This window comes from Amycolatopsis sp. 2-15 (assembly GCF_030285625.1).
In the GTDB taxonomy this organism is placed as follows: domain Bacteria; phylum Actinomycetota; class Actinomycetes; order Mycobacteriales; family Pseudonocardiaceae; genus Amycolatopsis; species Amycolatopsis carbonis.
This window is the reverse complement of sequence record NZ_CP127294.1, coordinates 7,392,196-7,405,714: the sequence shown is the minus strand read 5'-3', so window position 1 is coordinate 7,405,714 and position 13,519 is coordinate 7,392,196. Positions and strand designations below refer to the sequence as shown.

General features: G+C 65.8%; 15 protein-coding genes. 6 read left to right on the top strand and 9 right to left on the bottom strand.

All coding sequences use genetic code 11. The features are described 5' to 3' along the window. Window positions 1-487 precede the first annotated feature (487 nt). The 6 genes from QRX50_RS36830 to QRX50_RS50045 all read right to left on the bottom strand — a co-directional run bounded on the left by QRX50_RS36830 (window position 488) and on the right by QRX50_RS50045 (window position 4,834). Window positions 488-709 (bottom strand): hypothetical protein, encoded by a 222-nt coding sequence (locus tag QRX50_RS36830; protein WP_285967693.1) that lies wholly within the window; start codon window positions 707-709, stop codon window positions 488-490. Between the two features lie 654 nt (window positions 710-1,363). Further along, complete coding sequence (locus QRX50_RS36825; protein WP_285967692.1) at window positions 1,364-2,032, bottom strand: amidase domain-containing protein; 669 nt, start codon at window positions 2,030-2,032, stop codon at window positions 1,364-1,366. Between the two features lie 153 nt (window positions 2,033-2,185). Then, window positions 2,186-2,572: a hypothetical protein gene (locus QRX50_RS36820; RefSeq protein ID WP_285967691.1), complete on the bottom strand. Its 387-nt coding sequence runs from the start codon at window positions 2,570-2,572 to the stop codon at window positions 2,186-2,188. Window positions 2,573-2,693: 121 nt separating this feature from the next. Beyond that, complete coding sequence (locus QRX50_RS36815; RefSeq protein WP_285967690.1) at window positions 2,694-3,107, bottom strand: hypothetical protein; 414 nt, start codon at window positions 3,105-3,107, stop codon at window positions 2,694-2,696. Window positions 3,108-4,182: 1,075 nt separating this feature from the next. Beyond that, the gene (locus tag QRX50_RS36810; protein WP_285967689.1) at window positions 4,183-4,776 is read right to left on the bottom strand and encodes a hypothetical protein; all 594 of its coding nucleotides are present in this window, start codon (window positions 4,774-4,776) and stop codon (window positions 4,183-4,185) included. Next, complete coding sequence (locus QRX50_RS50045; protein ID WP_353074037.1) at window positions 4,736-4,834, bottom strand: hypothetical protein; 99 nt, start codon at window positions 4,832-4,834, stop codon at window positions 4,736-4,738. Before QRX50_RS50045 ends, QRX50_RS36810 begins: the two co-directional genes overlap by 41 nt. A 293-nt stretch (window positions 4,835-5,127) precedes the next feature. Here QRX50_RS50045 and QRX50_RS36805 point away from each other — a divergent pair, with 293 nt between their 5' ends. The 4 genes from QRX50_RS36805 (at window position 5,128) to QRX50_RS36795 (ending at window position 8,376) form a co-directional block, all read left to right on the top strand. Then, window positions 5,128-6,297, top strand: coding sequence for an MFS transporter (locus QRX50_RS36805; RefSeq protein ID WP_285967688.1), 1,170 nt, complete (start codon window positions 5,128-5,130; stop codon window positions 6,295-6,297). A gap of 326 nt (window positions 6,298-6,623) precedes the next feature. Then, window positions 6,624-7,160, top strand: coding sequence for a carboxyl transferase domain-containing protein (locus QRX50_RS50040; RefSeq protein WP_353074036.1), 537 nt, complete (start codon window positions 6,624-6,626; stop codon window positions 7,158-7,160). Beyond that, window positions 7,103-7,309: a carboxyl transferase domain-containing protein gene (locus tag QRX50_RS36800; RefSeq protein ID WP_285967687.1), complete on the top strand. Its 207-nt coding sequence runs from the start codon at window positions 7,103-7,105 to the stop codon at window positions 7,307-7,309. The genes QRX50_RS50040 and QRX50_RS36800 overlap by 58 nt, the downstream gene beginning before the upstream one ends. A gap of 356 nt (window positions 7,310-7,665) precedes the next feature. Continuing rightward, a complete protein-coding gene (locus QRX50_RS36795) occupies window positions 7,666-8,376 on the top strand; it encodes a response regulator transcription factor (protein WP_285967686.1) in 711 nt (236 codons plus the stop codon). A 19-nt stretch (window positions 8,377-8,395) separates the two neighbouring features. Here the strand turns inward: QRX50_RS36795 and QRX50_RS36790 are convergent, their stop codons facing one another. Both QRX50_RS36790 and QRX50_RS36785 read right to left on the bottom strand, forming a co-directional pair. Further along, window positions 8,396-9,307, bottom strand: a complete 912-nt coding sequence (locus tag QRX50_RS36790) for a response regulator transcription factor (protein ID WP_285967685.1) — start codon at window positions 9,305-9,307, stop codon at window positions 8,396-8,398. Window positions 9,308-9,380: 73 nt separating this feature from the next. Next, window positions 9,381-9,866: a MarR family winged helix-turn-helix transcriptional regulator gene (locus QRX50_RS36785; RefSeq protein WP_285967684.1), complete on the bottom strand. Its 486-nt coding sequence runs from the start codon at window positions 9,864-9,866 to the stop codon at window positions 9,381-9,383. 90 nt (window positions 9,867-9,956) lie between these two features. Here QRX50_RS36785 and QRX50_RS36780 point away from each other — a divergent pair, with 90 nt between their 5' ends. Then, complete coding sequence (locus tag QRX50_RS36780) at window positions 9,957-11,399, top strand: DHA2 family efflux MFS transporter permease subunit (RefSeq protein WP_285967683.1); 1,443 nt, start codon at window positions 9,957-9,959, stop codon at window positions 11,397-11,399. Between the two features lie 63 nt (window positions 11,400-11,462). Continuing rightward, entirely contained in the window at window positions 11,463-12,032 is a 570-nt protein-coding gene (locus tag QRX50_RS36775; RefSeq protein ID WP_285967682.1) for an NADPH-dependent FMN reductase, read from the top strand. A 394-nt stretch (window positions 12,033-12,426) separates the two neighbouring features. Here the strand turns inward: QRX50_RS36775 and QRX50_RS36770 are convergent, their stop codons facing one another. Continuing rightward, complete coding sequence (locus tag QRX50_RS36770; protein WP_285967681.1) at window positions 12,427-13,467, bottom strand: IS110 family RNA-guided transposase; 1,041 nt, start codon at window positions 13,465-13,467, stop codon at window positions 12,427-12,429. Window positions 13,468-13,519 lie beyond the last annotated feature (52 nt).

Below are 13,519 nucleotides of genomic sequence, written 5' to 3'. Positions count from 1 at the left end.
GGCCGTGCAACGGCCGCCGACGAGATGTCTCCCTCCACGTCTCGTCGGCCGCCCGCGCACCGGTCGGCACCCCGGACCCGGCGAGTTGTCCACAGTTCGCCGAACGGCCTGTCTCCGCACCGTCCGACGGGCAGCGTCGAGGATGTGGAGCCGACCTTCACCCCGCGCCCGCTGCTGGCCTGCGAGCCACCGGCGCGCCTGTATGTCGACCCTCGCGCACTGTTGCTCGACCTCGCACTCACCGAATACCCGGCCTCGCGCGGGCACAGGCGGTCGTCCGCAGAATGGCGCACCTGCCCGCCGACGATGCCTGACCTGCAACCGCCGAAGGACCCCGCTGCCGGTGGCGACTCGCTGGCCCGACCGCGGCACACGAGCACGCCGCGGATGCTGCTGGTGTACTGGGGATTGCCGGGCTGGCTTTGGTCGGCCGCGCGGTTACAGCTGCTGGTCCTCTCCTGCGGGGTCGCGGCGCGGGATGCTGTACCTAACTGACCTCGCGGCCGCTGACGAACACTACATGTTCGTACTCGCCGGACGAGCGTGGTCGGCTGGGTCGCCTTCGGGTTGGCACATGGCCTTGCATGGGCGAACCTTGGAAGGACGGCGTGTCGCCCAGCATATCCTGCACCGGCCAGTCGACCGACGTGTCGTCGCCGTCGAGATTGTGCTGCAGCAGCCCGGCCGCGTCGTCGTTGCCCTGCTTCACCAGACCCAGCGCGACGACGTTGTGCAGCGGTAAACGTCCACGTCACGGGCCACCGATCAGCTCGTAGGTCAGGTAGCAGCTCGGGCTGGCCTCGACCAGGATTGTCATGGCCGGTTGGCTCGCAGGGCGGTCTCTTGTTCTGAAAACTGCGTGAGCGGGTCCGAACAATGTGTCCACCTCGTCTACCTGGTCGAGCGGCGCGTTGGTGGTTCCGGTGCCGGCTGCGATGCAGTAGGGCTGCACCTGGCCCGCTGGGCCCGCGGGCGCCTCGCACCAGCCCGCGCCTGCACATGTGCTGTCGTTGCGGTAGTCCCGGCCGTCGTAGTGCACGCGAAACGGCAATCCGTGTTCGACTGGCAGGGCGTAGCCGAAGTGGTTGGCGGTCCGCGGTAGGAGCGCGAGTCCGACGATCCCACTCGGAATCACCAGAGCTATGAGGCAGGTCACAGTTGCACGTCTGCGAATTCGAGTCCGCCGCTGCGCTGGCTGGTCGCGTACGTCGTCATCTGTCACGATGTGAAGACGGCCTCCGGTGGGTTTCGGTTGCGTTGGCGTGTCGTCGTCAGTCCATCAGGCGACTCAGGTGAGCGACGAGACGTCCGGACGGGTGCGGTCCAGGGAAGTGCCCCGGACCGCACCCGACTCGGCGCTATGTCACCAACCAGTGCTGTCCGCGAAGAGCCAGCTGATCGGCTTGCCGTGAGACGAGTTCTCCATCGCCTTGGCGGCAACCACGCTCATGGGTGCGTCGAGTGTGTCGTTCGTGTGGTAGCTGACCTTGATCTCCGACCAGTCGTTGACGTTGCCGGGGACGTTGCTGGTGACGATCATGCTGTGGTCGAGGTGACCGTCGGCGCCATTCTCCCAGTCGGCGAAGATCACATCTGCCAGCCGTGTTGATTCGCCGGCGTAGAACCGAAACCGGTGAGAGTAGTTGTTCCCGAAGTTCGCGAGGTCTTGCGAAACACTCCAGGTCTTGCTGTGCGTGGGGAGAGTGTCGTTGATGAGGTACTGCCACCACTTGTCAGGATCGTCTTCGCCGTGGCCGACGTCGCCCCAGCCACCGGCGCGCATGGACTGGGATACGAAGTTGGCGCAGTCGTTGCCGAAGCGTTCGTACACGGGGTTGTAGTCAAAGACGTACTGACGGGCGTAGTCGACCGCGGCCTGCCTGTTGATCTGGACGGTTTTGGTGCTTCGGACATTGGCAGGTGCAGAACTGTATGCCTTGGCGCCGGGGTAGTTGGGTTTGATGTCTGCAGGGAGGCCAGGTTCTCGAGCGAGGTCGCGCGCAGCGGCCGGCCTCAGTTTGGTCGCGTGCACGTACGGGATGGGGTCGAGAGCATCAGCGGGAACATCCAATGCGTCGGACGAGAGGGTCCAACCGGTCCCGCTGCGCTGGAAGTCGAGAACGTGAGGGACTCGATAACTCGTTGCAGCGGGAGCCGTTGCCGAGTCGCGAACCGCGAAGTTCAGCTAGGTCCGCTCCTCGACCGTAACCCGAGCGGTGTTTCCCGCGACGGTCACAGCCGGATTGGCCAGGTTGACGACCGCGTTCCGGTAATCTGCGTGGGTGCCGGCAATTGTGGTCCGCAAGCGGTCCAGTGACGTAGTCTCGGCAGCCATTCGTGCCGAGAACTGGCTTGTCGAAGCCGCAGAGGTAAGGGCCGACGCGGCGAAACCGACTGGGTGCGAGTCAGTCACTCGGTCGGCGCGGTCCTGTAGGTACTGCTGAGTCATCGCCAGCACCTGCGTGGTGGCGTCGTTCGGTTCGGCCTCTGCGGCGGAAGTCAGGCACAGCGGAGCGACCACTGCGGCGGCCAGCGCTGCACCGCAGGTTCTTCCCATGGTGAAAAAGCGCACGAAACCCTCCCAATAAGTGCGTGCGTTATCAAATGGTTGAAATGAACATTTCAGTCCGTGCTATTACGTGCACGGCTGACAACCGTCGAACGGAACGTTCGACAGAAGTGCTATTTCCTTGTCAGGCGGGATGCGTGGCGAGTGAATCAGCGAGCGCGACGAGAGAGTCAACGCTCAGTGGAATTTGAGGTGCGGATGCTCCGCCTTGCCAGAACAACGACGTATCTGCTGTCACCTCGCAGGTAACCCGCAGGCGGAGGAAGACTCCCCGATCGGCGCCGTACACCTCCACCAGGACCGATGAAGATCCGTTGTCGCCGGTGATCACCGCGGTCGCATCGCCGATGTCGCGAGTGCTGCAGATGTGCTGCCAGGGTGCGCAGTCAGCCTCGCCGAAGGTGACCGGTGGGTCGCTGACCTCCGCTGACAGCCCTGCGTAAACGTGATCGCCGGGGCTGAGTAGGATGCCCGCTCGATACAGTGCAGATGTCCCGGAGCTTCCCTGATCGGTCGTGCGCACTTCGCCGGTATCCACTACTGGCACCGTCGCAGGAAGCACCTGTCGAAGCCGGTTCAGCAATCGCTTCGCCCTCTCATCCTCCTGTCCGCCTGCGGTGATTCGTCGTGGGGTAGGCGATGTCGAAGTCTCTGAACCCGTGGACTGCACGGTCGAGGGTGTCGCGTTGCTTTTCTGCGGCGCTCCGGTTCCCACTGTGCAGCTCGCCAGTACAGCGATTAGTAGCGTCGCCGCCATGCCAGCGGCGAAAAGCATGATTGTGCGCACGATCCCCCTCGTTTCCCTCTCCCGAACCGACACTATCGAGTGAAAATGGCCCACGTCAAGGAGATCAACTAGTTCTTGAAGTGCGTCGATCGAATGGCGTAGCGGATCGTGGATCTGGTTCGGTGAGAGAGATACTGCGAGTGTCGTCCTTCGTGAACGGTGGACCTGGCGGCGAATGCCCGACTTTCGTTGCTTGCGGGCCGGTCGAGAACGGTCTAAGGCATGTCTCGTAACTGGGAGTGTGGTTGGTGGGGCTGGTGTTGCGTCAGGATTCAAGGAGGACGTTGTGCAGGTGCGCGATTCCGGACACTATGTCGGCGAGCGTGCTGGCGCCGCGGCGACTTCGAGTTCCTCGGATGCGACAAGGGCGCCGTCGAAGTCGTCTCGTGGTTCGTGCCCGTCGGCGCCGCCGCCCACGGGCCCGAAATTGCTGGCGAGGCCGGTGTCCACCTGTTGAGGGTGCGGCGACCGCGGAAGGCCGAAACATCGTCGCCCAAGGCGCCGAAGGACCTGTCGAAGCCAGCAGCAGCGAGAGTGCGGGAAGTTCCATCGCAGACTCCTCCCCGCCAGCGGGGGCGCAGGACGGCTGGTCTTCACGCGCATCCAACAGCGGCAAGGGAACCGTGTGGCAGAAACCCGGCTCCTCCGGCGACGCGAATTCTGTCCGCGTCACGGAACCCGGAGCAGATCCGCGATACCCGAACGACTACGTCAAGTTCACCAACGAACACAATCAGCCTGTTATCCGCGACCTGAGCGACTCAGACACTCATTTACCCCATGGGGCGCGGCGTGGATTTGGGTCCAACTAGTGAGAACCTGCAGGTCAACGAGGGAGTTGCAGGCGTGTAGATAGTGAGCAAGATCGTCCTCGGACACACGTACTAACCCTACGGGGTGGGCGGATGGTCACATCGACCATCCGCTCTTTTGCGTTAAAGACCAGTTCCAGGCCAATCTCCTCGTACAGTTCCTGTAGCCGAGCCGGGCCGGCGTGCAGCACCTGCCGGCCCGCGTCGGCCAGCGAGTCCACCAGCGCCTCGACGTCGCCGCGAGTCAAGGACGCTCCCGCAGGGGTTCGCGCCAGCTCCTCCTCCGCGGCGTCGCGTTCTTCCTTCGCCCGGTTGAGTGGCTCGATCAGCGCCGTCGGATCCGCACCTGCCTCGATGGCTTGTGCCAGTCGCGTCAGCCGCGTCTTCGCCTGCGTGAGCCGCCTCTGGGCATCGGCCGAGCGCTCCGGGTTCACGTTGACGTCTCCAGCGACTTCCAGCATGGCCTCCACCGTTTGGTCACGCTGATCTTCTGAGAACGCGTGGTTGATGTAGGCGTTCAACGGTTCCAAGAGCGCCGCTTCGGGCAAGTAGATGTTCTTCGGGTGCTCAGCGTACCGGCGACCCAGGCACCAGCGTTCGCGCAGCACAGCGGTAGTAGATCCGACTGCCTCGCGGTGTTCCTTCCATCTTGCGCTGGCAGTGCATGCACCGGACGCGGCCGCGAAATGCGTACGTCCACTTCGTGGCCTTCGGTCCCCGTTCGAGTTTGCGGCGCGCTTCGAGTCCTCCGGCGGCACGAGAGCGACGGGAAAGCTGAACCGCTGTGAAGTCCTCAACGGAGATGATTGCGGGGTGTGCCGGCTTTCGGGACCGCACGACCCGGTCAGGTGCCGCCCGGCGGAATCGGGTCACGTGCCCAGCGGCGACGTCGTCAGGATCCAGAAGCATCTCCTGCCGGGCCCACCGTCCGAAGAACTTCCTCGTCTACCCGCCCAGGCGTGAGCCAACGCGCCTTGATGGGCGTGCTCGCCGGCAACATGCTGCTCGATGCGCTTGAGGTTTCGGTGCTGTTGCCGGCGTTGCCACCCGCGGCCACCGATTTAGGGCTGGGCATCAGCGGGGCACAGTGGCTGATGGGAGGATTCGCGGCCGGTTTCGCGGTCTTTCTGCTCGCCGGCCCGGTGCTCGCCCGGCGTTGGGGCCGGCGCCGCCTCTACCTCGTGGCCTTGGTAGTGTTCGCGGCCGCATCGGTGGTCGGCGGGCTGATCGACGTGCCAGCGGCGATCGTCGCGACCCGCGTTGTCAAGGGCTCATGCGCGGCCTTCACGGCCCCGGCAGGGCTGGCGATCATCGGGGACGTCTTCCCGGGCCAGTACGATCGTGCCCGCGCTGTCGGGGTGTACTCGTTGTTCGGGGCGTCGGGGTTCACCGCGGGCTTGGTGTTCTCCGGATTCGTCACGCTGGCGTCCTGGCGCTGGGTTCTGGTGTTCACCGCCCCGGTCGCGCTGGCGCTGGCGGTGGTGGCCGCGCGCGTGGTGCCTCGAGACCGGGCCGTTGCCGACCCACGCTGGTTCCCGCAGCGCGTGTCACCGCGGCTCGTGCGCGCGGCAGTGGGCGCCGCACTGCTGAACGGAGCGTACCTCGGGTACCTGCTGCTGACCACGTTCACCCTTCAGCAGGGGCTTGGCTGGCGTCCGTGGCAGGTCGCAGCCGGGCTGCTGCCGGTGTGTGCCCCGCTCGTCGCTGCGACGCGCGGCTCGCGGCGCCTCATCGCGAGATGCGGTACAGGGCCGCTCGTCGCAGCGGGCGCGTTTGCTGCGGCCGCTGCATGCGGCGTCAGCTGTATCAAACCTGAGCGCACTTCCTACGTGACCGATGTGCTTCCGGCGCTGATCCTGTTCGCCGTCGCGTTCGTGCTTTCGTTCGCTGCGCTCAACGCCCGGGCGCTCGAGGGAATCCCCCCGGAGGAGCGGGCGGCGTCAGTCGCTCTGTATCAATGTGTGGTGCAATGCGGCGCGGTCGTTGCGCTGTTTGCCAGCGCCATGATCAGGCAACAGGCTTGGTCGGACCGGCCGGCTCTGCTCATACTCACCTCTCTCGGCGTCTTCGCGTTCGCTATCGCGATCGTTGGGAGGCTCCCTGTCAGATCGGAGGGAGTCCGGTCATGATCGAGGTTCTGTGCTGGACGATGGGTCTTCCAGGAGAAAGAGCAAGTTCGCCGGCGCCGTGCCTCCGGGTTCGGCCGACAGCAAGACGATCCGTTGGCGAGCCGTCAGCTTGCCCTTCACGTGCTGGCGGTGGGGCGCAGCGGGTCGGATCCTTCTCTCTCACACACACTCTCTCTCGTCGGCGCGCTTCTGCTGGAGCTGCTCGCCCAAGCCGAGAAGATCCACAAGCGTGATGGGTCGGGCGATTGCCGCAGGTCCGCCGCTCGTGTCAATTAACGATGGCGCGGGCGCACGCATCCAGGACGGCGTGACGGTGCTCGCCGGGTTTGGGGTTGCTCGCCGGCGCCGACCGACTTCGTCTACGACGACGTGCGGATCTGATTTCACAGCTACCGTCGCACAACCACGAACGCGCCGTTGCCGAAATCGGAGCCGCTCCGGTCGACCGTCTCACCGGTGCGCTGCGGGAGCTCGTGTCGCTCGACGGCCAGCGGCCTTACGACGTGCGCGAGGTCTTCGTCGATACCGTCGATGACGGCGACGTGTTCGAGGTCAGCGCCGATCGGGCGGAGAACATCGTCTGCGACTTCGCCCGTCTGGCGTACAGGGTCAAGTTCTCTCGACGCCTCTGCGGCGCGACCATACCCGGGGAGTCCTTGGCCGTGCGGAAGGCGTACGGCGGCGCCTACACCGTGATGGATTCCTCATCGATCGGGTGCCGATGTAGCGCTTGCTTGGCCTATGAACGAAGTGGTGGTCATGGTCGCGGGGCAACCAACATCATCTTCCGGCGTGACGCTGCTTCGTGGGCGACCCGCACATGGTCCGTGAGCGGAGGATCAAGAAGTACTGCGCAGAGCTGATGCACCCGTATTACGCCGCCGAAAGCGGCTTCGTCGACGAGGTGATCGATTCGGGTGAGATCCCGGAGATGGTCGTCCGCTGCGTTGACGTGCTGCGAGCGAAGGACGCCTCGCTGCCGCAAGGCAAACACGCTAACTCGCCGCAGTGAAAGGTGTCCGCTATGGATGAGAATGTTACTGAGCCGCTGTCTCGCGTCGTCGCCGGGAAGCCGAACCCGGCCAAGCTCGCCGCCCTGAACTGGTGCTGGCCCGCCGTACCTCGAGCCGGGGGAGAGCCGACTGTGCGGGGCCCTGCCCCGAGCCGGCGGCGCCGAGAACTTCGGAACGGCTCCGCTGACCACCCCGGCTGGAAGGCGCGGTGACGCCCGCAGTCAACCCCGATTCCCCCTCAAGGCCCTGTGACTCTCCGGAACGACCCGATACGCTGGCGGTGATCTCGTTGTGGGGGAGTCGGCGCACTCAAGACTCGAAAGGCCGTCCCCGAAGACGTAGGGGAGGGGACTCGATGGCGCAGGGCGGGGACAAACCCGGCGCACGCGCACCGTTCGTGCGCACCATGATCGTGCGGTTTGACCCCGTTCGCGCGACTTGGCTCGAACGATTGCTGCGAAGACACGGTCACGACGTCCAGGTGGTGTCCGCCGCCGCCGCTCGTCGCTTGGCGCCGGGTCGGGACCTGGTGCTCGTTGAAATCGACCGTGGCCAGGAGTCACTTGAACTCTGCCGGGAGTTGCGGGCCGAGGGCAATGCAGCGTTGATCGCAGTTTCTGGCTTTGACACCGAGGAGGAAAGGCTCCGGGTGCTCGGAGCGGGTTGCGACGACCACGTCTTTTGGGACTGCGGCGCGGCCGAGGTCATGGCCCGGATCGACGCTGTGCTTCGCTGGACGAAGCCTTCCGGTGGGTCCCCGGCGATCGTGCACGGCCCGCTGCGGATCGACCCTGAGGCGCGCGAGGTGTGGCTTGCGGGTGAGCCGGTCCACCTCACCCGCAAGGAGTACGACCTCCTCCACCTTCTCGCGACTTGTGCGGGCGCGGTCACCGAGCGGGCCGAGGTGCTGCGCGCGGTCTGGGGCGGTGACCCACATGCCGCCGGCCGAACCCTCGACACCCACGTCAGCAGTCTGCGCCGCAAGCTGGGGCGTTGGATCTGCGTCACGGTCAAGGGGTACGGCTTGCGGATCGGCAGTCCGGAAGAACTGGTCACCGCCGACTAACCGCCCGTTTGGGCCCGCCTCACCCGTGTGCGTGGGTCAGGCCGGACTCGGCCACCTGGTCCTGCGCGAATCGAAACCCGACCCCGCGCTGGGTGTGGATGACCTCACCGCACCCGAGCTTCCGGCGAATGCTGTTGACGTGGGTGTCGATCGTGCGACTGCGTTGCATCCACGCGTTTTCGTCCTGCCACACCGCGGAGAGGATCTGCTTACGGTCGAACGTGACACCGGGGTGAGATGCCAGAAGGTGGAGCAGGTCGAACTCCTTCCGGGTCAGACCGACCGCCTTGCCGCCGATGCGGACCTGGCGGGTCTGTGCGTCGATCAACAGATCGCCATAGGAGAGCTTGCTGCGACGGTCCGCGTTCGGCTGGCTGCGAGCCAGCAGTGCGTTGATCCGGGCGACGAGTTCGGTCACGCCTAGCTTCGAGGTCAGGCACATGTCGAGCCCGGCGCGCAGCGCCAGCACGCGTTCGAGCTCGGCGCCACCGGTGAGGACACCGATCAAGGGCCCGTCGCTAATCTCCCGGATCCGCCGGCAGACCTCTACCCCGTCGAGGTCGGGCAACTCGAGATTGAGAACGATCACGTCGGCATCGCCGGCGAGGGCGATCGCGTCCATACCGTTGTCCACCACGTGAACCACATGTCCGCGGCGCGACAGATCGTCGCGGACGAGCTCGGTTAGCGCGGTGTCGATACCGACCAGAAAGACGCGGATCACAGTTCTCCCCCAAGAAAGGTTCGTCTTCGCCAAGTCCCGTACCGGATGAGTGGTCAGGCTCGGCTTGATTCCTCCCGACGGCGCTGTCGGAGCGCGCCCGGACAGCGCCGGGCATCGCGAATACGTAACCAGTGCGTGTGGCTTCGCCGCAATGAAATAGCTCACCGTGCGGTTGGCCTCGTGCTGCACGATCACCCCGGGCCGCACGCGGTCCCACCAGTGGGGTGATGCGTCCCGGAGAACGGGATCACGTCACCCCTTTGCGAGGTCTCGCTTTTCACTATTCAGCGGCGGGCTCTCGCCCCGAGGTGTTGCCAGGACGTTCGATCAGCTTGCGCAACAAGGCATTGAGCTGAGTGCGTTCGTCACGGGTCAGTTCGCCGAGAAGTTCGTCCTGGGCGGCATCGACCACGGCGTCAAGCTTGAACAGTAGTTCCTTGCCCGCGGGTGTGATGTCGACCGCGTTGCGGCGACGGTCGGTGGGATCGGGCAGTCGGCGGGCCAGGCCTTCGTCTTCGAGGTCGTTCAGCACCGATACGGCGTCTCCGCGATCGATGCCGAGTCGGCGGCACAGTTCGGCCTGGCTCAGCGTTCCGTATTGGTCCATCCCCGCGAGCATGGCGTACCACATCCGCCAGCTTGGCCGGCCGAAGTGCTGGGTGACGATGCGGTTGGCTCGAGCGTTGACGTGGTGCAGCAGCCACGACGTCAGCCGCCACACCCGTACCGGGGGGTCGACCTCGGGTTTCAGCAGCGGTTCGTCCACGGGTCCGACTGTACCGCGAACTCGTTGGACATTCCAACGAGTCTTTGCCTATCATTGGTACCTCCAACGAATAGGATCCCGGGGGGAACCATGCAGACAGTGGTCGAAGGTCGTGACACGGGTCGGATCCCGGTCGCGGTCTGGCGGACTGCGATCGTGCTCGCTGCCGGGTCGGTGATGGCTGGGCTCGATACGTCGCTGGTCAACGTCGGGCTGGATGCCATCGGCGGGAAGCTTGGTGCGTCGTTGGCGGCAACGCAGTGGATCAGCAGCGGCTACCTTCTCGCTCTCGCCGCGGCACTGCCGGCCTGCGGCTGGCTCGGCCGGCGGTTCGGTTCGGGACGGCTTTGGCTCTGGGCGCTGGTCGGCTTCACTGTCACGTCGGCGCTGTGCGCGGCCGCGCCCGGCATCGGCCTGCTCATCGCTGCTCGAGTGCTTCAAGGCGTCACGGGTGGTCTGCTGATCCCCTCGGGGATGGCGATCCTGGGCGAGGTCGCCGGTCGAGCCGGAATGGGTCGGGTGATCGCGACTTCGAGCGTGCCGGCGATCCTCGCCCCGGCGGTGGGCCCGGTGGTCGGTGCGCTGGTCATCGCCAACCTCTCCTGGCATTGGCTGTTCCTGATCAACGTGCCGGTCGGTGCGCTCGGTTTCTTCGCAGGCCTGCGTTGGGTGCCGCGGGGTGAGCCTGGCGTGGCGGGTCGCCTGGACGTGGTGTCACTGGTTCTGGTGGTCGTCGGCTTGCCGCTGACGGTGTACGCCATTACCGGTGCCACGGACCACCGATCGCTTGCGGTTCCTGAGGTGTGGATTCCCCTGCTTGGCGGCCTGGTCGCGCTGGGTGCGTTTGCGTGGCGTTCGTTACGGACGACGGCTCCTCTCATGGACCTGCGACTGGCGCGCGACCGGGTGTTCGGCTCGGCCGCGGTCTCGGTGTTCTTCACGGCGACCGCGTTGTTCGGTGGGCTGATTGTGATGCCGCTGTACTTCCAGTTGCTGCGCGGTGACGACATCGTGCGTTCGGGCCTGTTGCTGATGGCGTTCAGCCTCGGTGCCGCGGCGATGTTCCCGGTGGCTGGGTCATTGACCGACCGGTACGGCGGCGGCATCGTCACAGCCGCCGGTCTGGTCGTGAGTATCGCGACCACGGTCCCGATGGCCGTGTTGCCGGCGGACGCCAACCTGCCCCTGGTCGAGGTACTCCAGGTGGCGCGCGGGATCGGGATGGCCTTGGCCGGCTCGCCTACGGTGTCCGCCGCCTTGTCCGCGGTCGACAAGTCGCAGATGTCGGACGCGAGCGCGCAAGTGAACATTCTGTCGCGACTCGGTGGTGCGCTTGGCAGCGCGATCTTCGTCGTCCTGCTGTCGTCAGGCACGGCCGTGGGCGGCGAACAGGCGCTCGAAGTGTTTCATCGGACGTTCTGGCTGATGGTCATCGCGTGCGCGATCGCGCTGGTGGCCGCTGTGTGGCTCACGTGGGAGCAGCGGGCCGTGGCCGCACAGGCGAGGTCATTGGACACTCCAACGATCAACTAGATATCGTTGGGTTGCCAACGATGCACGTCAGTGTCATTTATCCCTGTTTGGAAGGAACTCGTCATGACTCGCGTTGCCATCATCATCGGAAGCACCCGCCCCGGCCGGAAGGGTGAGGCTGTCGCCCGCTGGGTGCACAAAGTTGCGTCGCAGCGCGACGATGCCACGTATGAGGTCGTCGACCTGGCCGAATTCGACCTGCCGCACCTCGACGAGCCGGTTCCAGCCGCGATGAGCAACGACTACGCGCGTGAGCACACCCGACGTTGGGCGGAGACCGTCGCCTCCTACGACGGCTTCGTCTTCGTGACGCCGGAGTACAACCACGCGCCGACCGGAGCGCTGAAGAACGCGCTGGACTTCCTGTACCACGAGTGGCACAACAAGGCCGCCGGTTTCGTAGGCTACGGCCTGCTGGGAGCGACGCGCGCCGTCGAACAGCTCCGCCTGGTGATGGCCGAGCTGCAAATCGCCGACGTCCGTGATCAGATCGCGCTGTCGCTGTTCACGGACTTCGCCGACGCCGAACCCGCGCCGGCCGACCATCACGAACCGGTGCTGCACCGCATGCTCGACCAGGTCGTCGCATGGTCGAACGCATTCGCACCGCTGCGGAGCCCTGGGTCACGGTGACAAGCCCTGGTCGGGCTGCCACCGTCGTCCGAGGAACGGCTGAGCGGCCCGATCCCCGCACGCGGGGCTATGCGACCGCCGCTGCTGCGCCGAGGAACTCCGCGATGATCTCACCGACGGACACCGCCTCCGGCGCGTCGACGTTGCGGACTACCTGGTGATGCTCACGCGCAGTGAGTCCGAAGGTGGCCGCGCGTTCTCGGAGCGCACGCCGGCGTTCGATGGGGGATGTGGCTACCGCGACCCGGTCGTTTCGCAGCCGACAGCACCCAGCCACGCGCAGCGGCGCCGGTCTAGCTGTATGAGGCTTTGACGTTGGTGACGCCGGTGTGGAGCCGGGTGGCCGGGGGCCGGTTTCCGGCGGCGGTGTGGGGTCGGTGGTAGCTCCTCTCTGTCAAGCCGGCGCGGGTGTTGCGGCCCGTTGGTCGGCTGTGAGGTGGCGAAAGATGACAGTGGCAAGTCGTCGTTTGAGGCAGCGCATGGCTTCGCGGTGTACTTTGCCTGCTGCGCGTTTGCGCTGATAGTACTGCCTTGCTGGGGCATGGCGGCGGACCTGGCTGAGCGCGATGAGGTGCAGTGCGTGGTTGAGCTGCCGGTCGCCGGCGCGGGAGAGTCGGTGGCGTGTGACGTCGCCGGAGGACACCTCGATGGGCGCGGTGCCGCAGTAGGAGGTGAAGTGGTTGGCGCTGGGGAACCGGTCGAGTGATCCGACACGGCCGATGATGCGCGCGGCCAGGACGGGACCGACTCCGGGAAGCTGCAGCAACGTCGGTTCGGTCTCGGATACTGCGTCCGATACTCGTTGTTCCGCGGTGGCGATCTTCTTGTCGAGATGGCGGACTTCGGCGACCAGGTCGACTGCGAGTGTCCGTCGGGTCGCTCGTGCCCCGCGGGCGCGGCGGATCCGGCCGAGCAGCGCAGCGGCGCGGTCTGCCGTCAACGATGCAGGTGCTCCGCCGTCAAACAAGTGCGACAGGAGCACGTGCAGCCGGTTGATGACCTGGGTGCGGCGTCGGACGAGCTCGTCCCGGTGTTCGCTGAGCAGCCGCAGGGTTTCGGCGTGGTCGTCCTGACGATGCTGCCGGTCGGCGCCGGTGAGCGCGGCGACCGCGACCGAGCGGGCGTCGACCTGGTCAGTCTTGCGGCCGTGCCCGGTGGCCAGTTGACGCACCCGGCTGGTGAGTTTGGACGGCACGTCCAAGACGGTGATGTCGTCGTCGATCAATCGCTGGGTCAATGGCCGGCCCAGGCCGCTGCTGCCCTCGATCGCCCAGCGGATGCCCGGCCAGCGCCGGGCCAGACGATGCAGCTCACGGTAGTCGGCGCGGCTTGCCGGCACCCTGAGTTCTTCGAGCAGTTGGTGTCGGCTGTCGACCACTGCTGCATACCAGCTGGTCTTGTGTGGATCGATACCAATGACGACGTGACGGTCCATGCCGGCCAGATTTCCCTTCGCTGAAGCGGAAAGAAGCGAGGAGGGCAGACTG